The organism is Aequorivita sp. IT1282, from assembly GCF_058068205.1.
Genome location: NZ_JBYRHR010000001.1, coordinates 222,037 through 241,069, shown reverse-complemented (window position 1 = coordinate 241,069; position 19,033 = coordinate 222,037). Strand labels below are relative to the sequence as shown.

Genomic DNA, 19,033 nt, shown 5'->3' with positions numbered 1-19,033 from the left:
AAAATGAAAAACAATAAAATAAACATCCACTTTTTGGGCGCAGCAGGTACAGTAACCGGCTCAAAATATCTTGTGGACACAGGAGACAAAAAAATACTGATAGATTGCGGACTTTTTCAAGGGTTGAAAGAATTACGCCTTAAAAACTGGGAATATCCACCTGTGGAAGTTTCAGAAATTGATATCGTCTTGCTTACACACGGCCATTTGGACCACACAGGATATTTACCAAGACTGGTCAAACAAGGTTTTAACGGCCCAATTTATGGCACCAATCCAACGTTGGACATCGCAAAAATCATACTTAATGATAGTGGCAAAATCCAGGAACAGGAAGCCGAACGTGCCAACAAAGAAGGCTATTCTAAACACAGTCCTGCTGAACCACTTTACGATTTGAAGGATGTAGAAAAAACCATTCCACATTTTAAGGGCATTCCGCAAGCACAATGGATTCCATTGTTTGATGGCATAAGAGCTCGATTTCAATATAACGGACATATTCTCGGCGCAACTTACATCGAATTAGACGTCCACGGAAAACGCTTTGTTTTTTCAGGAGATATAGGAAGAACGAATGATTTATTGCTCTATCCGCCGCTAAGACCAAAAAAAGCCGATGTCCTTTTTATAGAATCCACCTATGGCGGAAGGTTCCATCCCGAAGAGGCAGAAGCAGTTCCAGAGATTGAAAAACTGGTCAATGAAACCATAAACAGAGGGGGTAGCCTATTTATTCCAAGTTTCTCGGTAGAGCGCGCGCAGTTGATTATGCTTATATTATGGAAGTTGCTAAAAGAAAACAAAATACCCAAAGTACAGATGATTATGGATAGCCCAATGGGCGCTAGTGTTTTAGAGCTATTCCACCGCACAAGGGATTGGCACAGACTAGAAGACAATGAATGCGATGAAATGTGTTCGCACTTTACGGTCGTTAGCAGCTATCGTGAAACTATGGAATTGCGAACAGATAACAAACCAAAAATTGTGATTGCAGGAAGCGGAATGCTTACAGGAGGCAGAATGCTCAATTATCTGGAAACCCAAGCGCAAAACCCAAATAACACGTTACTTTTTGTGGGTTATCAAGCTGAAGGAACCCGTGGTAGAAAATTACTGGAAGGCGATAAAGAATTAAAAGTGTATGGAAAATGGGTGCCATTTAATATGGAGGTAGCTGAGATTCAAGGCCTGTCAGCACACGCAGACCACGCCGAACTTATGGATTGGATGAGTAAGATAAAAAATAAACCCGAACGGATATTTATTATACACGGCGAGAAAGAAGGCGCAGAAGCCGTTCAAAAAGGTATCAAAGAAACCTATGGTTGGGATTCTGAAATCCCACAACTATACAACATTGAAGAAATAGATTAGTTACAAAATTTTAATAATCAAGAAAATATGAAACAAAATTCAAACATATTAAAATACAAACATCTCGGCATTTATACCCAAAATGAGAACGTGGTGTATATGCGCGAAGATTGCCACGTCTGTATTTCAGAAGGTTTTGAGGCACTTACCCGAATTAGAATATCCAATGCAAGTACCTCAATCGTAGCAAGTCTTAATGTTTTAAATTCAGATATTCTGTCACTCAATGAAATTGGACTATCGGATGCTGCTGCAAAAAAACTGAATGTTTCCCCAAATGACACCTTATATGTTTCACATTTGGAGCCTATTGAATCGTTAGGCCACGTTAGGGCCAAAATCTATAATCAAAAGCTCGATTACAAAGCCTTTAACGAAATAATTACCGATATCGTTGAAGGCGATTATTCCAACATCCACCTTTCGGCATTTATTACAGCCTGCGCAGGAGACCGATTGGATATCAATGAAATATCCGACCTCACGAAAGCTATGATTGCTTCTGGCAAACAATTGAATTGGAACAAAGAAATCGTAGTAGACAAGCATTGTATTGGTGGATTACCTGGCAATAGAACAACGCCATTGATAGTTGCCATCGTTGCCGCTTATGGGCTTACGATGCCAAAAACATCTTCCCGTGCCATCACTTCGCCAGCAGGCACAGCAGATACTATGGAAGTACTGACCAATGTGACACTTTCTATAGAAGAAATAAAAAATGTGGTAGAAAGTGAAGGTGGTTGCATTGTGTGGGGCGGCACGGCGCAATTAAGTCCTGCTGATGATGTCCTCATAAAAATTGAAAAAGCCTTAGATATTGATAGTGAAGGACAATTAATTGCCTCGGTGCTTTCAAAAAAAGCTGCGGCAGGATCCACACACGTTGTTATTGATATTCCTGTGGGGGAAACCGCCAAGGTACGCAGTACCGAAAAAGCAAACCAATTAAAAGAACATATGGAAACCGTGGGCAAAGCTGTTGGTCTAAAAGTGAAAGTTATTATTACTGATGGTACGCAGCCTGTTGGTAAAGGAATTGGTCCCACATTAGAAGCCATCGATATATTAAAGGTTCTAAAAAATGAAGCTGATGCACCAAACGATTTAAAGGAAAGGGCGTTGCTTTTGGCTGGCGAACTTTTGGAGCTTTCGGGGAAAGTGGAAATAGGAAAAGGAACGCAAACCGCCGAAGAATTACTTAAATCGGGTAAGGCTTATGAAAAATTTATCGCCATTTGCAAAGCACAGGGTCGTTTTACACTACCGGTTTTGGCACCCTATAAAGTTGAAATTAAAGCGGAAAAGTCAGGAGTTTTAGAAAGAATCAATAACAGAAAGATTGCAAAACTCGCCAAACTTTCAGGAGCACCTAAATCTAAATCCGCAGGAATCCTTTTAAATGCTCATTTAGGAGAACAAATTGAAGAGAACCAATTACTATATACCCTGTACGCAGAATCCAAAGGTGAACTTAACTATGCAATGGAGTATAAAAATAACCACAACGATATTATAACCATAATTTAAAAAATATACTATGAAATGCCTATTAACAATTTGCAAACCAACCGATATGATTAACAGGGTATTCAATCTGACCTATAAAAAACAAATAAATATAAACAGATGAAAACAATTTTATTCAGTCTTCCCGGAAATGAAAAGCTCACTGAACTTTTGGCAACGAAAATGGATGCCGAAGTGGGCAAAGCTTCTTTGCGCAACTTCCCTGATGGAGAATCTTACACACGTATATTATCCGATGTAAAGGATAAATGTGTAGTACTGGTCTGCACCCTGCACGAACCAGACGAAAAACTATTACCGCTCTATTTTTTGAGCCATACTGCAAAATCGCTCGGAGCGATGTGTACTTGTTTAGTAGCACCATATCTCGCCTATATGCGGCAGGACAAAGTATTTAATGAAGGGGAAGGTGTAACCTCTGGCTTCTTTGGAAAATTGATTTCAGGTTTTGCCGATAGCATTACCACGGTTGACCCTCACTTGCACAGAATAAGTTCTTTGGGTGAAGTCTATCACATTCCAAACAAAGTCATTCACGCAGCAAATGCTATTTCAGAATGGATAAAGGAAAACGTCGAAAACCCTGTTCTTATTGGCCCAGATTCTGAAAGCGAGCAATGGGTTTCTGAGGTTGCCAAAAATGCAGGTGTACCTTTTACGATATTACAGAAAGTGCGTCACGGCGACCGTGATGTGGAAGTCTCGGTTCCAGATGTAGATAAATACAAAGATGCCACACCTATTTTGGTAGATGATATTATTTCTACCGCACGTACAATGATTGAAACTGTGAAACACCTAAAAAAAGCAGGGATGAAACCGCCGATTTGTGTTGGTATTCACGCAGTTTTTTCGGGCAATGCCTATCAGGATTTGTTGGATTCCAGTGTAGAAAAAATAGTAACCTGTAACACCATTCCCCATCCTTCAAATGCTATTGATTTGAGTGATATAATGGCAAAAGAAGTCAAAAGCTTAATGCGTCATATATGAGAATTAAAGGGATTATATTAATTTTTATCCTATTCAGTATCACAATGACTAGCCAGACCGAAATGCTCATTGGGCAGATTTCAGGGAGGTTTGTGGTTCGCGAGAATTTTGATGAAAAAGGTGCTTTTCTCAACAAACAAACTTTTGAATCTGGAAAAGTTATCGCTAAAAATGGATATTATGAAATTGAAGTAATCACAGAGCTGTTTGACAAAAACATAAAATCTACCGACAAATACACAACAACCTATCGCTGTAAACCAGATGAAGCCAGTATAATGGTAATGGCATTTCCGTTTTCAGATCCAAAATCACTAGAGACCGAAATTAATACCACTTCCACAAATTTTAAAGAATTGTACGATTTAGATAATCTAGAGGATATAGAACTAGAAATGAGTTTTGATTCAGGCTTATTAAATTTTTTTGGTTCAAAAAGCAGTATCAAAATTTACGAGAGAAAATTGAACTATATCAAAGATAATATCAAATCAAAAATCAATATAAAAGCCTATGCTTTAGGTATTCGGATTAAACAACTCAACTATACCGTTAACGAGAAATTTAATGAAAAAGGTTTATTGACCTCTCAGAAATTTACCGAAGCCGATGGTAGTTATTTTACTATGAACTATAAATAAATACAAAATGAAGAATTACGATACACTTTCAGAAGCTATTAACGATTTACAGGCAAACGAATATCCCTATGACTTCAATTTAACGCCTGAATGTTTGAAATGTGCTTCGCTGAAAATTGAGATTCATCCTGAAGATTTTAAAGTAGATAAAACCTATCGCTTTGAAGGAATGAGCAGTACCGATGACAATAGCATTCTTTACGCTATATCTTCCAAAGACGGAGTTAAAGGACTTTTGGTAGATGCCTACGGAGTGTATGCAGAAAACATTTCAGAAGCAATGCGGAAAAAATTACGATAACACTAAAACAACACTATAATGGAAAATCACGAACATCACAAGAACAAAAAAATGGATCACTCAAAGATGGACCATTCAAAGATGAAAAACAAAAAGGAGGACCATTCAAAAATGGATCATTCCAGTCATGACGGTAATGCACCCACGGGAATGGCTGGACACGACCATCATAAAATGATGATTGCCGACTTCAAGAAACGCTTTTGGGTAACGCTTGTACTTACAATTCCCATATTGATATTCTCGCCAATGATCCAAGGATTTTTCGGATATGAATTTTTACTTCCGGGTAATCCATATATACTTTTTGCTCTTTCTACTATTGTGTATTTCTATGGTGGATGGCCTTTTCTTAAAGGTATTGTTTCAGAAATAAAGAGTGGTGCACCAGGAATGATGACGCTTATATCTATGGCAATTACCGTAGCTTATGTATATAGTTCCGCCACGGTATTTGGTTTAGAAGGTGTCGACTTTTTCTGGGAACTTGCTACCCTAATCGCAATTATGCTCATTGGGCATTGGATAGAAATGAAGAGTGTTTTGGGTGCTTCAAAAGCCCTACAGCTTCTCGTAAGTATGATGCCAGCCGAAGCACATCGCGTAAAAGGCGATACTATTGAAGATATTTCATTGGAAGATTTATTAATAGACGATATCATTTTGGTTAAGCCCGGAGAGAAAGTTCCTGCAGATGGGATTATTGTAGAAGGCTCAAGCTATTTAAACGAATCTATGCTTACTGGAGAATCGAAACCAGTAAAAAAAGAAGAAAAAGATAAAGTAATTGGAGGGTCAGTTAACGGTAATGGCAGCATAAAGGTAAAAGTAGAGCATACAGGTAAAGACAGCTATCTCAACAAAGTAATCACAATGGTTGAGGAAGCTCAAAAAACCAAGTCCAAAATGCAAAACCTTTCCGATAGGGCTGCAAAATGGTTGACATATATTGCTTTGGGTATCGGTTTTGGAACATTGGCAGTTTGGTTGCTTTTAGGCTTCCCATTTGTATATGCATTGGAACGAATGGTTACCGTTATGGTCATCGCTTGTCCACACGCACTTGGTCTTGCAATTCCTTTAGTAGTTGCTATTTCCACCTCAGTATCCGCACAAAATGGACTATTGATTCGTAATAGAACGGCTTTTGAAGAATCACGTAAAATTTCAGTGCTGCTTTTTGACAAAACAGGAACATTGACCAAAGGAGATTTTGGCGTTACCAGAATTGAATCTGTAAATGAATCCTATTCAACCGAAGAAATTTTGCGACTGTCTAGTGCATTGGAACAAAGTTCAGAACATCCCATTGCCGTAGGAATTATTAAAAAAGTTAGAGAAGACAAAATTGACATCCCAAAACTTGAAAACTTTAATGCGATTACTGGTAAAGGTGTTGAGGCAGATGTAGAAGGGAAGCAAGTAAAAGTGGTTAGTCCAGGCTTCTTAAGAGACGAAAAAATAGAAATTCCAAAAGATGCTTTTAGTGATGCTGCTGAAACGGTTGTTTTCGTTTTGATTGATGGGCAACTAGCTGGATACATTGCTCTTGCTGATGAAATAAGACCAGAATCTGCTGAAGCTATTAAAATATTCAAAAAGAACAATATCAAAGTCATAATGGCAACTGGAGATAATGAGATCACGGCAAAAGCAGTCAGCGATAAACTTGGTTTAGACGGCTACTATGCAGAAGTTTTACCTCATCAGAAAGTTGAGCTAGTTAAAGAATTGCAAGGAAAAGGCGAGTTTGTGGCTATGACGGGAGATGGTGTAAACGATGCACCAGCATTAGCGCAAGCAAACGTTGGTATAGCCGTTGGTTCGGGTACAGATGTAGCGGCTGAAACTGCCGATATTATTTTGGTAAATAGCAATCCACAGGATATTGCCAACCTAATATTATTTGGTAAAGCAACCTACAATAAAATGATTCAAAACTTGATATGGGCAACAGGATATAATGTTGTAGCCATTCCACTAGCTGCTGGGGTACTATATTCTTCAGGCTTTGTTTTAGGCCCAGCGGTAGGAGCTGTGTTAATGAGTTTGAGTACAATTATTGTAGCTATAAATGCTCAATTATTAAAGCGAAAAATCGGTAAAAAATAAATGAATAGAAAAGAAAAACTCAACAGGATATTTTTAATCTTGTTGAGTTTATTCGTAGTGATGTTGGGCTATGGTATATTACTGCCAACCCTGCCCTACTATACCGAAAGATTAGCATTAGCAGATAATCTCGATCCGGACCGTATCAATTTTCATATAGGATTGCTCACCAGTATTTATCCTCTTTTTCAGCTTCTCTTTGTATTAGTTTGGGGAAAGCTTTCAGATAGATATGGCCGCAAACCTATTATAATTATTGGTCTTATCGGTTTTGTAATAATGCAATTGCTTACTGGTCTAGCCACATCTCTGACAATGCTATATGTAGCTCGAATTTTTGGCGGGATATTCACTTCTTCGGTTATTCCTGTCAGCAACGCATATTTAAGCGACATTATTTCTGAAAAGCGTAGAACAAAAATAATGGCCTGGTCTGGTGTTGCCATTAGTTCAGGAGTTATTTTCGGCCCCGTTATTGGAAGCTTTCTTTCTCAGACGGATTTTCATTTACAATATTCTATAGGTCTGCTACATTTAGACCGATTTTCAATACCATTTTTATTCGCCGCCCTACTCGGATTGATTGTTCTATCCATTGTAATGAAATGGCTTAAAAACACCGCTCGTGTAAATAAGTTCACGGCACGTAAAGTGGGCTTGCGATTCATATTTTCCAAATACTTTATCGTATTACTGATACTATCCTTTGTAATCCAATTTACAGTAACCCTATTTGAAACGGTTTTTTCAATTTACGGAAAAGATGACTTAGGTTTTAACAGTAATCAAGTAGGTATTGGCTTTATGTTATGTGGAGCTATAATGGCTATTTTACAGCCCGTTTTTGCTACTTACGGAGAGAAAGTTTTATCCACAAAGAAACAAATCACTCTAGGATTATTCATATCTGGAATTTCCTTGATCATCTTTCCATTTTTTAAGAATGAATTTTTCGTATATGGACTAATCGTTGTTTTTGCTGCTGGTATTGCTATGGTAATACCTAATTTATTATCAGCAGTTTCATTAACTTCTAAAAAAAATACGGGTCGAAATATATCCATACAAAGCTCGACCAATAGTATTGGTCAGATTTTAGGTCCCGTTTTAGGAACTTGGCTTCTTGCTGGTGGTTTTTACTATCCATTCATAATTTCTGGAAGCATTACCTTGGCTACTATAGGCTTTGTGTACTTTCTTAAAAACCCCTATAAACATAAAAAAGACCAACCAAGCGTTGCAATTATTGATAACTAACCCAGATTTAAAGCCGAAATATTCCGTATAAGATAATTACAAAGAGCGATGAATGTTGAAGGGGCCGACCCGATGCTGTCTGGTTAGAGACGACCGATGGTAAACAAGCGTAAAAGTGTTGTTTGGTCAAGCACTAAAATAATATTTGAAATTCCAATATTAGAGAGACGAGGATAACTTACAGAAGTGTGATTACTAATTTTTTACATACGCCTTGTATATTTATTCTTTAAAGAGGTAAAAGAAGAATTGCAGTTTAAAAAAAAGAGCAATCCAAAAAATCCAACATGAAATAGATGAAATATGTTAAAGTTTTTATTGAGGTGCGTAATTCGGTGCGTGTTAAATTTTGCTGGTTTTTGAAACCCTATGAAGGTTAGGAAATTTGATAATTGGTTAGTTCCTCTTTCTCCGCTAAAAGCCCCGTTATCGTAATGATGACGGGGCTTTGTTTTTTTAGGTGACAATATAGTTGACAATTACCACCCTCTTAAAATTAAAGTCTAATACTTGTCGTGATAAAACTCATTGGGGCGTGTTTCTTTTTTGTGTTTGCTAACGGCTTCTTCGGCGCGGAGTTCAATTCTTCTTATTTTACCAGAAATGGTCTTCGGTAATGCAGTAGCGAATTCAATAATTCTAGGAATCTTATAGCGCGCCAGTTGTTTTTCAGAATAATCAAACAGCTCTTGTGCCACCTCGGCTGTAAGGTTAATATCCGGAGCCAAGATTACAAATGCTTTAACAGCATTGCTCCTTAATGCGTGTGGACTTGCAATAACCGCTGCTTCCAATACTTTTGGGTGTTCAAGGAGTACACTTTCCACTTCAAAAGGACCAATCCGAAAATCGGAAGCTTTTATAACATCATCATCCCTGCCCACAAACCATAAATAACCTTCTTCATCTTTATATGCTTTGTCTCCGGTATAATAGAGACCGTGTTTAAAAACCAACTCATGTCTGCCCGAATCATTTAAATAGGTTTTAAACAGTCCATTGACATTTTCTTTATTGTGAGTAAGGCAAATATTTCCTTCTTCTAAGTTTTCTAATTGCTGGCCATGGTCATCGGCTATTACAATATCATAAAGAAAAGTAGGCTTACCCATAGAACCAAATTTAACAATGCTATTGGGTAAGTTCACCACCAAAGCTGTGGCTTCCGTCTGTCCATAACCATCTCTGATAAGCACCCCTGTGCCTTTTTTCCAGACCTCTATAATTTCAGGATTAAGAGGTTCGCCAGCAGCCACACATTCGCGAAGAGAAAATGAATAAGCACTCAAATCTTCCTGTATCAACATTCTAAGCGATGTGGGGGGCGAACAAAAGGTATTTACTTTTAAATCTTGTATTGTTTGTAATTGTTCCTTCGGATCAAACCTGTCTATGTGATAACCAAGTATCGTAGCTCCTACATTCCACGGGGCAAAAAAGCTACTCCAAGAAAACTTTGCCCATCCGGGTTGCGAAATATTGTAGTGCAAATCTCCACGTTTCATACCCACCCAAGTAGTGGTTGTTAGGTGCCCCATTGGATAACCATAGTGGGTATGTACTACTATTTTAGGCATGCCGGTAGTGCCCGAAGTGAAAAAATAGAACATATCTTCATCACTCTGGGTTTTAGCACCCTCCGCCTCGGTAGATTCGGATAGAATGTTGTCTATAGATTCCCAGCCTTCGCGAGTACCTTCTGTAATTATTTTTACTTTTATCTTTTTGCCTATCGTTTTTTCGGCCTTATCAATTTTTTCGGCGTTTGCTTGATCGGCTAAAGCAACTTGGGGGAAAACAGATTTAAAACGGAATTCCAAATCGCGCACTTCCAAACTCGTGGCGGCGGGAATAATAATCACTCCTCCTTTTATACAAGCTAAATAGCTATACCAATTGGGTGGCACCAATGGCAACTGGATAAATATATTATCACCATGTTGCACGTCATGTTTCCGAATAAAATTTAGAAACTGATTGCTACGCGCAGTAAGTTCGGCAAAAGTATAGTTTTCCTGTTGGTCGTTATATTTCCATATTAATGCCAAATCATTGGGGTGCTGTTGCACATTTAATGGCTCAAAAATATCGGTAACCCAGTTAAAATGAGTTGGTTTAATAGGTTTTAATTGATCTAAAATATCAAAGTCCCGCTCCGCTATGGCTTGGGCCACGCGGCGGTATATTTCAAGAGTATTCATAAGCAGTCTGGTTTTCTCTAAAAGTATAAATTTTGGTCGGTTTTGAAGGGCCGAAGTAGTTAATTATATATGAATTAAAAAATCTAAAGTAAGCTGCATTAGGTATCAATACAATGACGTACGTAATTCATATAGAATTTTTGAAAACTGAAGAACAGTTTTTTTAAAAAAAGTTTAACAAGGCTACTCTCTTTTTCTCAGCAAAAAGCCCCGTTATCGCAATGATGACGGGGCTTTCTTATTATAACTGGTTATATAGGTTACAGTTATCGGTTATTACCTCAATTTTTAACCTTCACGTTTATGAACTACTATTTGGTACACACAAGGGATTACAATTAAGTTTAATATTGTAGCCGATAACAATCCACCAAGAATAACTACAGCCATTGGGCTTTGAATTTCGCTACCTGGTTCACCCCCTTTTAAGGCTAATGGAATCAATGCCAAACCCGTAGTAAAGGCTGTCATTAAAATTGGGTTTAAACGGTCTAAGGCTCCTATTTTTATCAATTGAAACCCTTGCATGCCTTCCTTCCTTAAATCTTCATAGCGCGATACTAATAAAATACCGTTACGTGTTGCAATACCAAAGAGACTTATAAACCCAATAGTCGCTGCAATACTGATGATTCCTGACGTGAAATACACAATCAAGATACCTCCAATTAATGCCAACGGCAGGTTTATCAATACAACAAAAGCCAATTTTACATCCTTAAATTCATAATACAACAACAGAAAAATGATGGCTATTGCAATAATTGCAGTTACCATAAGTAATTGCGATGCTTTAGATTCACTTTCAAACTGTCCGCCATATTCCACTCGATAGCCTTCCGGCATATTCACATTATTTGCAACCACTTCCTTTATTTCGTTTACGGCACCTCGTAAGTCCCTACCTTGCACATTGGCAGCAACTACAATTTTACGTTGCACGTCTTCACGATTAATAGTGTTTGGACTACTTACGGATTGAATAAGAGCCAATTCCCCCAAAGTGGTATGACCGCCATTTGGCAAACTGATTAAGGTATTGTTGATGTTTTCGATATCATCTCTAAATGGTTTTTCGTACCTAACAATCAAATCAAAATATTGTTGCCCTTCATAGATCTCGCCAGCTTCTTCTCCTGCAAAAGCAATATCTACTTGTTCCATTAAATTACCAACGGTCATTCCATAAGCTGAAAGAATTTGGCGTTTGGGTTTGATACGTATTTGTGGCACTTCAATTTGCTGGTCAACCGCAACATCTGCCAATCCATCAATATCTTTGATGTTCTGCTCTACGCTTTTACCGACTTCAAATAGACGTTGTAAATCTGAACCAAATATTTTAATGGCAATATTGGCACGTGTACCCGAAAGCATATGGTCAATACGGTGAGCAATGGGTTGACCCAATGTTATATTAACACCTGGTGCAATACTCAATTTGTTTCGGACTTCTTCAAAAAATTCTTCTTTGGTTTTGTCTTTCAAAATAAAGGGCACATCTATTTCTGATGCATTTACGCCTTGGGCGTGTTCATCTAATTCAGCTCTTCCCTGTCTTCGAGTAACAACTTCCACTTCTGGTAAATCCAGTAAAATAGTTTCTATCAATTTCCCTGTTTTGTTGCTTTCTTCTAAAGACATTCCTGGTGGACCAACCACACTAATCACCAATGAACCTTCATTAAATTCAGGTAGAAAACTCCTGCCCAATTGGGTTAATACCAATAAGCTTATGATAAAAGCCACAACTGTTACTCCAATGACTGTTTTTGGAATGTTTGTGGCACGTTCCAATAGGTTACCATAATGTTTCTGTAACCAACGTTCTACTTTTGTACCATCTGCCTGTTTATTTAAAAGCTTTTCGTTATCCAACAAATAAGAACATAATATTGGTGTTACCGTTACAGCAACTATCAATGATGTTAAAACAGACGTTACAAAAGCAATACCCAAGGGCTGCAACAATCGTCCTTCCATACCACTTAAAAAGAATAGCGGTATAAATGACACAATAATAATTAGGGTTGCGATAATGATGGAACTTCGTATTTCAACTGATGCATCACGGACAACAGTAATTGTTGATTGTCGTTCTGCTTTTGGTTTTTTGATGTTCTCTCTTAATCGTTTATATACATTTTCCACATCAATAATCGCATCATCAACCAATGCGCCAATGGCAATTGCCATACCTCCTAAACTCATTGTGTTAATGGTATAACCCAACCATTTTAAAATAATAATGGATACCAATAATGAAATTGGAATCGCTAACAATGAAATTAAAGTCGTTCTCCAATTCATCAAAAAGATGAACAGGATAATCATTACAAAGAATGCTCCTTCCAATAAGGTTTGATTTAAATTGCTGATGGAAGCATCGATAAAATCGGACTGTCTAAAAATGTGATTTTTGATGTTGACACCTTTAGGTAAGGTTGTTTCCAAATCGGCAATCGCTTCATCCAATCTATCAGTCAATTCCAAAGTATTGACATCGGGTTGTTTTGAAATGGTTAAAATCACTGCTGGATTTGCATTTAATGAACCGTCACCAATTTTATCGGCAGCTCCGATTTTAACAGTTGCTACGTCCTTAATTTTGATGGTTTGACCATTGACTTGTTTTAAAACCGCTTCCTGTAAATCTTCTATCGCATAAGCTCTACCACTACCTTTAATGATATACTGATTACCATATTGATTAATCACGCCGCTAGGGGCATTTGTGTTTGCTTCCTTAACGTGTTCTACCAATTCAGATAGACTTACATCATAATGCTTCATCTTTTCAGGATTGGCAAATACTTGGTATTGCTTATAATCGCCACCAATCACCACCACATTGGCAATACCACCAATCGCTTTTATACGGGGGCGAATTGTCCAATCTGATAAGGTTCGTATTTCCATTGGCGATAAACTATCGGAAGTTACGCCCAAGAGCATTATTTCACCCATAATCGATGAAATGGGTGCCATTGTTGGTGCTCCAATGCCTTCGGGTAAATTTTCCCTTACCATCGGGATGCGTTCACTTACAATTTGGCGCGCCCGATAAATATCTGTTCCCCATTCAAATTCTATCCATACAATGGAAATCCCTGCTGCCGATGACGAACGGATTCGTCTCACATTTGGCGAACCATTTAAGGCAGTTTCCAATTGATAGGTTACTAATTTTTCTACTTCTTCAGATTCCATTCCGTGAGCTTCGGTAAGAATAGTTACCGTTGGCGCTGTAAGGTCCGGGAATACATCGACGTTCATTGTTCGGGCATAATAAATACCCAACACGCTCAATGCAAACGCTCCCAATAGAATGAGTAATCTATTTTGAAGTGAAATTGATAATATTTTGTTTAACATTTGCTTCGTTTTTAATGTTCGTGACCGTGTGCAGGTGTTGAACCAGACATTGAAGCCATTTTAACTTGATATGCACCTGTAGTTACTACCACTTCACCAATTTGTAAGCCTTGAAGAATTTCTACATTTTCGCCATTTCGTTTTCCGATTTTTATAGGTCGTCTTTCGAAACTTTCTCCGGAAAGTTGAACCATAACGGAATAACTTCCATAATCCTCCAACAAAGCATTTACAGGAATCATTGTGTTTTGGGTTGCGTTACCCATTGCAATTTGAACCTGTGTTAGGCTACCTTCTGGCATGTCAACCTCATCATTTACTTGCGCAAATACTGAAATAAGTGGTCTGTTATTATCTACATCTTTAGCGATAGATAGGATTGAACCTCCAGATGTTGCTACATTACGCCATTGACCGTTATTGGTTTGATACCAAATACTTTCTGCGTTCTCCATTGTAAGGCCATAAGAAGGTGCTATTTGCGTTTTTAATACTCTGGATTGTTGCGTTCCAAGTGTTACCAATGTCACACCTTGGTTAACATAATCGCCATTGGACACATTAATTGCTGTAATAAACCCATCAAAAGGTGCTCGAATTTGCTTTCCTCCACCAGAAACGCCGGACGAAAGACTTTGGTAATTAGATTTAGCAATGTTGTAATTGCTCTCCACTTTTTCAAACTCTGCTTTAGGAACAATTTTAGATTCGTATAATTGTTTTTTTCGTTCGTATTCAGCTTTTGATTGCTCAAAGTTAGAACGTGCATTGGCAATTTCGGTATTCAAATTATTAGACGCCAAACCTTGACTGCTAACATTGATTAATAATTGTCCTTGTTTTACTTGCGTTCCTTCTGTGAGATTACTGACAGCAAAATCGACTACACCATTGGATTTAGCCACCAATGTTTTTACAGAACTTGGTGCTGGCGTCCAAACGCCTGATGTGCTAATTACATCATAAATTTTTCCGTTAACCACTGGAGCTGTTTGAAAGTCGATCTTCCAAGCCTGTTCTTTTAAAAACGAAATACTTCCATCATCTTCGGCAGTACCCAATGCTTTTATGGCTTCGCCTGCATTGGCATATACAGTAACATCATCTATGGTGATTTTATCTGAATACTCGGGTGTCGTTAATTCAAAAACCAACTGATAAACACCAGCTTCTTTAGGTTGAATTGTAGGCGAAAATATACCAAGTGATGAAGGTGCTTCGACTGTATTTCTAATTCCTTTATCATCTTTAATCAAACTAACGGTTACTGAACCTTCCTTAACGGGTTGGTGCTTATTTAAAACTGTAAAATGGGCTGCAAATCTGCTTGGATCGCCTACTATTAAAGCTGGAAACTCTACGAATAGTTCAGTTTTATCTGTCCAAACGGTGTGGTCCAATCGAGGAATTTCTTCTCCTTCGTGGCTACCATCGGGATTGTGGGCGTGTGCATCTTCTGCCGTGTTGTTGCATGACATTGCCAAAAAGGCAAGCACTATTATTATATATTTCATGTGTATTTATTTATTGTTTTTTAATGGTCGTGGTGTTCGGCGCCATCTTCGTGTTTGTGAGTTTCAGTCTTTATTTCTGTAGAATCTTTTTCTACATGAAATTCTTCTTGCTCTATGGTTTCATCGTGCATATGACCGCCATCTGTATTATGTTCGTGCCCGTGTTCTTCTGTAGTTTCTGTATTCTTTTTTGTATCTCTACAAGAAGTTACAGTAATCATTGCACCTATAGCTATTGCGAATATTATTTTTGAAATTTTACTCATTGCTATATATTTGTTTTGGTATTCGTGAATCTTCGATTTCATAAGTGTATGTTTTAAATTTATAATTGATGTTTTAATAATTGTGCTTGAAGCAGTTGTAATTCCATTTCCATTTGCAACATTTTATCTGAAGCATTTCTATAAAACTGAAGCTCTACATAGTAATCCATAAATGTATACTCGCCCAACATATAGGTTTTAAATAGTAAATCCTCACTTTCTAAACTGCCCATTGTGCTTTGATACTCGTTAAATTTTGAAAGCATCAATTGATAGCGACTAAAGGTTTCTTGAAATTGCAAGTAAAGCGAAGTAGTAATAACTTGGGTGTTAGATTGCTGATACTCATAATTAGCTTGTGCAGCTTTTACCTTGTTCTTGCTACTCCAAAGCGGAATTGAAAGTCCACCGTAAAAACCCGAATAATTATTACCGTTTACACCTTGATAATTATAGCCAAGTGCTAGGTTAGGTAGTATCTTATTTTTCTCCAGTTTCACTCTTTGAAATGAAGTGTTTTCATTCGCGTTTAATTCTTGTAACGATGGATCGTTCGCTAATTTATCTTGCCAAAGGTTATCTAAACTTTCTACTTCTGTTGAAGTTATAGTTTCTGCTGAAAGAGCATCTAAAGGTTTATCACCATTTAAGGTGTTTAGTTTAGACATCAGAATTTGAATATCGCTATCCAACTGTTCAATAACAAACTGTTCTTGAATCCAAGCAATTTTGGCTTTATTCAAATCTAAAATACCGACTTGCTCCTTATTAAAAAGTTCTTGAATTTGGTCAAAAATCTGCTTACTCTGGGTTCTTCTTTCGGTTTTAATGACTTTCTGTTTATGCAGAAAAGAAAGTTCTATAAGCAACTGTTTTGCGTTCAATAAAACTTCCTGTCTTTTCTTGGCATATGTAGTTTGTAGTTGTTCTGATTTTAAATCGTTCCATTTACCACGTGCCGCATATACTGTTGGAAATTCAAATGATTGTGCTATTTCATATTCGGTATAGGCATCGGTTGTATTATCACCAAAGGGCAAATAATATCCAGAGAGCTGTGGATCGGGTAAATTGTTGGTGCTCTTATTTTCGAGTTGTTGACTTTCAATATAGGATTGATAGCCTTTCAACGCTGTATTATTCTGTTCTATTTGATTAAGTAGTTCCTCTACATTTATAGTTTGAGAGAAACTATTAATAAAGAACAGGCATCCGCAAATTGCGAATACGATGTGTTTATTCATTGTATGTGATTTTTAGGTTTAATCTTGCCAGTCAGCAGACAGGCCTGAATTTATAGAAAGGACTACTGCCATAGATGGAAGTATTCCTATACGATTAACCCAAAGATGGTGGACCTCTTGTATTGAGGGATGAGAGATAAGAATTGAAATAAATATTAGGGGGATGATAGACCTTTATTTTCTCGGTCTCATCATAATTTAAAGAATTATAATAATATACAACAGAAACTGGTGTACTTACATCTTTTTTAATTTGGATGTGTTTTGAACTGCTTTCGTATGTTAATGGTATTTCATTAGATACCACTGTATGCACATGCATTTCCAAAAACAAATCTAAAAAGCCTTTGCTCGGACTTTCTTTTTCTGGCACATCGTGATGATGGCTGTGTGTATCACTAAATGCAGCTGTATTATGAGTATGCTCAGGGTTGTGTTCGTGATGCAAATGCGGCAACACTTGATGCAGCAGCAGCATAGAAAATATCCCTAAAAAGAAAAGAGCTTTTATGTGATTGTGTTTTTGCATCTATGCCAAAGGTAATAAAAGTTTAATGCTGTGCCATATAAACTTTTGAGATGATAGGCTTATAAACTTGAAGGGAGCTTATAGCTATATTATCCTACGAGGTTTCGGTATAACTTCTTCTTACAAAGATTATTTAATCTCATTAATAATTTAAAATAAAAAGCAGGTCCGCATTACAAGGGCCTGCTTTTCTAACTAAAACTAATTACGAAAATTAGTTCTTTATTACTTTATAGTTTCCAATTTTGCCGTTTACGGAAACTTTTAAAATGTATGTAATTATTTTATTTATCGAAATAATCTATGCTATAATACCCAAGTATTTAGCTGAAAAACAGGAAGGATTGTAAATAAGTTAAGATGCTTCCACTATGGCGATTTCCTCCTCCGTTAAGCCGTACAGTTCATAAACCATTTGGTCTATTTCTTTTTCGGTGGTGGTTATTTGGGTTTGTAGGGTTTGTGCTTTTTTCTTGTTTTCCTCAAAAAGTTCCATCCACTCAAACTCATCTTTTTTGGTGAGTTCTTGAACCTAGGTTAGATTATTTTTTGCTCTTTCTTTATTTGAAGCTCTTATAAATTTGTTGAGTTCTATGATAAATTAGCCGAAATCTAATTCGTGCTAACTTGAGAGTCTTCTTGAAATATTCTCCATTTCTAATGCACCTTTAAAGAAATATTGAAGCTTGCAATAAATAATGGAAGCTAAATGAAGCTTTTTTGCTCAAACCCTTTCAACGATGGATTAGGGAGTAGATTAAAATCTTTTTTAATGAATAATTCCTAAATCAGATTTCTGATTTAGGAATTATTTTTAAAAGTTTGACAAAAAAAACAAGGATTACCCATCTAAAAGATGTTCTTGCCTGCGATAGTTATTATAACGCAATGCGCTTAAATTTATGATTCTTCTTCCCCAACCTCTTCAGACTGCGTTGTAACCATAGCTTTAGTATGATCTCCATATACTGGTTTTTCATTTCGAAGAAGATCGGTAATTATTGCAAAGCTCTCTGCACTTACCGAGCCAGTGCGATTTCTTTGCCCATCGAAATATGTAAACCAAAAATAACCTCGGTTTACGCTTGAATCCCACCAAGCTTGGTACTGATTAATTAACTTAATTGCCATAATGTATTGTTTTAAAATCAGCCGTACAATTTGTAGCGTTATCACTCCAAACGGCTGTTCCGAAGTGATAGGCTTAATGATTAAATATTTTGAAAATGCAGATTCTTATGAAATAGAATCATGTTAACTTTTTTGGTTGCTAAAAAAATAAATTAGTAAACACTACAAAATCAGATAATTACATTTTTAAAAATAATAATTTAAAACAAAAACACCAAATTTTATTAAAAGCTAGACCATCTTAAAATATTCTGAATATGAGACAACCAATAATTAACAAATCCCTACAAAATTTTATCTGTTTAATTTTTGCACATTTTGGATAGTGATTTGACTGAAGTTTGGGCTTGTTAACAACAACTTTTGTTTTCTTGAATTGGTGGACAAGCTACTGTTCCATAAGAGCAATAAACACAACAATCTCCTTCTTTTGGCTTTAGAACCGTTTTACAATTCTCACACTCGTAAAAGAACTGACAAGCGTTTGTTGGCAAATCCTCCAATTTTATATGTTGGCAGTTTGGACAGGTAATTTCTGATTTTAATATAGTTTCCATTC

The 19,033-nt window shown here is 37.0% G+C and carries 15 protein-coding genes and 1 pseudogene; 7 read left to right on the top strand and 9 right to left on the bottom strand.

Annotated elements, in window-relative coordinates; translation table 11 throughout:
• Positions 1–3 precede the first annotated feature (3 nt).
• From AC3RVG_RS01150 to AC3RVG_RS01120, 7 genes are all read left to right on the top strand, one after another.
• A complete protein-coding gene (locus tag AC3RVG_RS01150) occupies positions 4–1,380 on the top strand; it encodes an MBL fold metallo-hydrolase RNA specificity domain-containing protein (protein WP_489689592.1) in 1,377 nt (458 codons plus the stop codon).
• A gap of 27 nt (positions 1,381–1,407) precedes the next feature.
• The gene (locus AC3RVG_RS01145) at positions 1,408–2,910 is read left to right on the top strand and encodes a thymidine phosphorylase family protein (RefSeq protein ID WP_489689591.1); all 1,503 of its coding nucleotides are present in this window, start codon (positions 1,408–1,410) and stop codon (positions 2,908–2,910) included.
• A 99-nt stretch (positions 2,911–3,009) separates the two neighbouring features.
• A complete protein-coding gene (locus AC3RVG_RS01140) occupies positions 3,010–3,903 on the top strand; it encodes a ribose-phosphate pyrophosphokinase (protein WP_489689590.1) in 894 nt (297 codons plus the stop codon).
• A gap of 44 nt (positions 3,904–3,947) precedes the next feature.
• Positions 3,948–4,544, top strand: a complete 597-nt coding sequence (locus AC3RVG_RS01135) for a hypothetical protein (protein WP_489689589.1) — start codon at positions 3,948–3,950, stop codon at positions 4,542–4,544.
• Positions 4,545–4,551: 7 nt separating this feature from the next.
• A complete protein-coding gene (locus AC3RVG_RS01130; RefSeq protein ID WP_489689588.1) occupies positions 4,552–4,845 on the top strand; it encodes a phosphoribosylpyrophosphate synthetase in 294 nt (97 codons plus the stop codon).
• Positions 4,846–4,863: 18 nt separating this feature from the next.
• The gene (locus tag AC3RVG_RS01125; RefSeq protein ID WP_489689587.1) at positions 4,864–6,957 is read left to right on the top strand and encodes a copper-translocating P-type ATPase; all 2,094 of its coding nucleotides are present in this window, start codon (positions 4,864–4,866) and stop codon (positions 6,955–6,957) included.
• Complete coding sequence (locus AC3RVG_RS01120) at positions 6,958–8,214, top strand: MFS transporter (RefSeq protein WP_489689586.1); 1,257 nt, start codon at positions 6,958–6,960, stop codon at positions 8,212–8,214.
• A 503-nt stretch (positions 8,215–8,717) separates the two neighbouring features.
• Here the strand turns inward: AC3RVG_RS01120 and AC3RVG_RS01115 are convergent.
• The 9 genes and pseudogenes from AC3RVG_RS01115 to AC3RVG_RS01075 form a co-directional block, all read right to left on the bottom strand.
• A complete protein-coding gene (locus AC3RVG_RS01115) occupies positions 8,718–10,415 on the bottom strand; it encodes an AMP-binding protein (protein WP_489689585.1) in 1,698 nt (565 codons plus the stop codon).
• A 288-nt stretch (positions 10,416–10,703) separates the two neighbouring features.
• A complete protein-coding gene (locus AC3RVG_RS01110) occupies positions 10,704–13,790 on the bottom strand; it encodes an efflux RND transporter permease subunit (RefSeq protein ID WP_489689584.1) in 3,087 nt (1,028 codons plus the stop codon).
• 11 nt (positions 13,791–13,801) lie between these two features.
• The gene (locus tag AC3RVG_RS01105) at positions 13,802–15,304 is read right to left on the bottom strand and encodes an efflux RND transporter periplasmic adaptor subunit (protein WP_489689583.1); all 1,503 of its coding nucleotides are present in this window, start codon (positions 15,302–15,304) and stop codon (positions 13,802–13,804) included.
• A gap of 20 nt (positions 15,305–15,324) precedes the next feature.
• Complete coding sequence (locus tag AC3RVG_RS01100) at positions 15,325–15,612, bottom strand: hypothetical protein (protein WP_489689582.1); 288 nt, start codon at positions 15,610–15,612, stop codon at positions 15,325–15,327.
• Positions 15,613–15,629: 17 nt separating this feature from the next.
• Positions 15,630–16,814, bottom strand: coding sequence for a TolC family protein (locus tag AC3RVG_RS01095; RefSeq protein ID WP_489689581.1), 1,185 nt, complete (start codon positions 16,812–16,814; stop codon positions 15,630–15,632).
• A 94-nt stretch (positions 16,815–16,908) separates the two neighbouring features.
• Complete coding sequence (locus tag AC3RVG_RS01090; RefSeq protein WP_489689580.1) at positions 16,909–17,343, bottom strand: hypothetical protein; 435 nt, start codon at positions 17,341–17,343, stop codon at positions 16,909–16,911.
• A gap of 355 nt (positions 17,344–17,698) precedes the next feature.
• Positions 17,699–17,869, bottom strand: a pseudogene (locus AC3RVG_RS01085) (DUF8810 domain-containing protein); the annotation flags it as partial.
• Positions 17,870–18,243: 374 nt separating this feature from the next.
• Complete coding sequence (locus AC3RVG_RS01080) at positions 18,244–18,474, bottom strand: hypothetical protein (protein WP_489689579.1); 231 nt, start codon at positions 18,472–18,474, stop codon at positions 18,244–18,246.
• A 350-nt stretch (positions 18,475–18,824) separates the two neighbouring features.
• Positions 18,825–19,031 carry a GDCCVxC domain-containing (seleno)protein gene (locus AC3RVG_RS01075; RefSeq protein ID WP_489689578.1) on the bottom strand — a complete coding sequence of 69 codons (207 nt, stop codon included), beginning with the start codon at positions 19,029–19,031 and terminating at the stop codon, positions 18,825–18,827.
• Positions 19,032–19,033 lie beyond the last annotated feature (2 nt).

Bases quoted from the DNA above. Each gene is read 5' to 3' on its own strand.
- AC3RVG_RS01150 (WP_489689592.1), top strand. From the start codon at position 4: ATGAAAAACAATAAAATAAACATCCACTTTTTGGGCGCAGCAGGTACA.
- AC3RVG_RS01145 (WP_489689591.1), top strand. From the start codon at position 1,408: ATGAAACAAAATTCAAACATATTAAAATACAAACATCTCGGCATTTAT.
- AC3RVG_RS01140 (WP_489689590.1), top strand. From the start codon at position 3,010: ATGAAAACAATTTTATTCAGTCTTCCCGGAAATGAAAAGCTCACTGAA.
- AC3RVG_RS01135 (WP_489689589.1), top strand. From the start codon at position 3,948: ATGACTAGCCAGACCGAAATGCTCATTGGGCAGATTTCAGGGAGGTTT.
- AC3RVG_RS01130 (WP_489689588.1), top strand. From the start codon at position 4,552: ATGAAGAATTACGATACACTTTCAGAAGCTATTAACGATTTACAGGCA.
- AC3RVG_RS01125 (WP_489689587.1), top strand. From the start codon at position 4,864: ATGGAAAATCACGAACATCACAAGAACAAAAAAATGGATCACTCAAAG.
- AC3RVG_RS01120 (WP_489689586.1), top strand. From the start codon at position 6,958: ATGAATAGAAAAGAAAAACTCAACAGGATATTTTTAATCTTGTTGAGT.
- AC3RVG_RS01115 (WP_489689585.1), bottom strand. From the start codon at position 10,415: ATGAATACTCTTGAAATATACCGCCGCGTGGCCCAAGCCATAGCGGAG.
- AC3RVG_RS01110 (WP_489689584.1), bottom strand. From the start codon at position 13,790: ATGTTAAACAAAATATTATCAATTTCACTTCAAAATAGATTACTCATT.
- AC3RVG_RS01105 (WP_489689583.1), bottom strand. From the start codon at position 15,304: ATGAAATATATAATAATAGTGCTTGCCTTTTTGGCAATGTCATGCAAC.
- AC3RVG_RS01100 (WP_489689582.1), bottom strand. From the start codon at position 15,612: ATGAAATCGAAGATTCACGAATACCAAAACAAATATATAGCAATGAGT.
- AC3RVG_RS01095 (WP_489689581.1), bottom strand. From the start codon at position 16,814: ATGAATAAACACATCGTATTCGCAATTTGCGGATGCCTGTTCTTTATT.
- AC3RVG_RS01090 (WP_489689580.1), bottom strand. From the start codon at position 17,343: ATGCAAAAACACAATCACATAAAAGCTCTTTTCTTTTTAGGGATATTT.
- AC3RVG_RS01080 (WP_489689579.1), bottom strand. From the start codon at position 18,474: ATGGCAATTAAGTTAATTAATCAGTACCAAGCTTGGTGGGATTCAAGC.
- AC3RVG_RS01075 (WP_489689578.1), bottom strand. From the start codon at position 19,031: ATGGAAACTATATTAAAATCAGAAATTACCTGTCCAAACTGCCAACAT.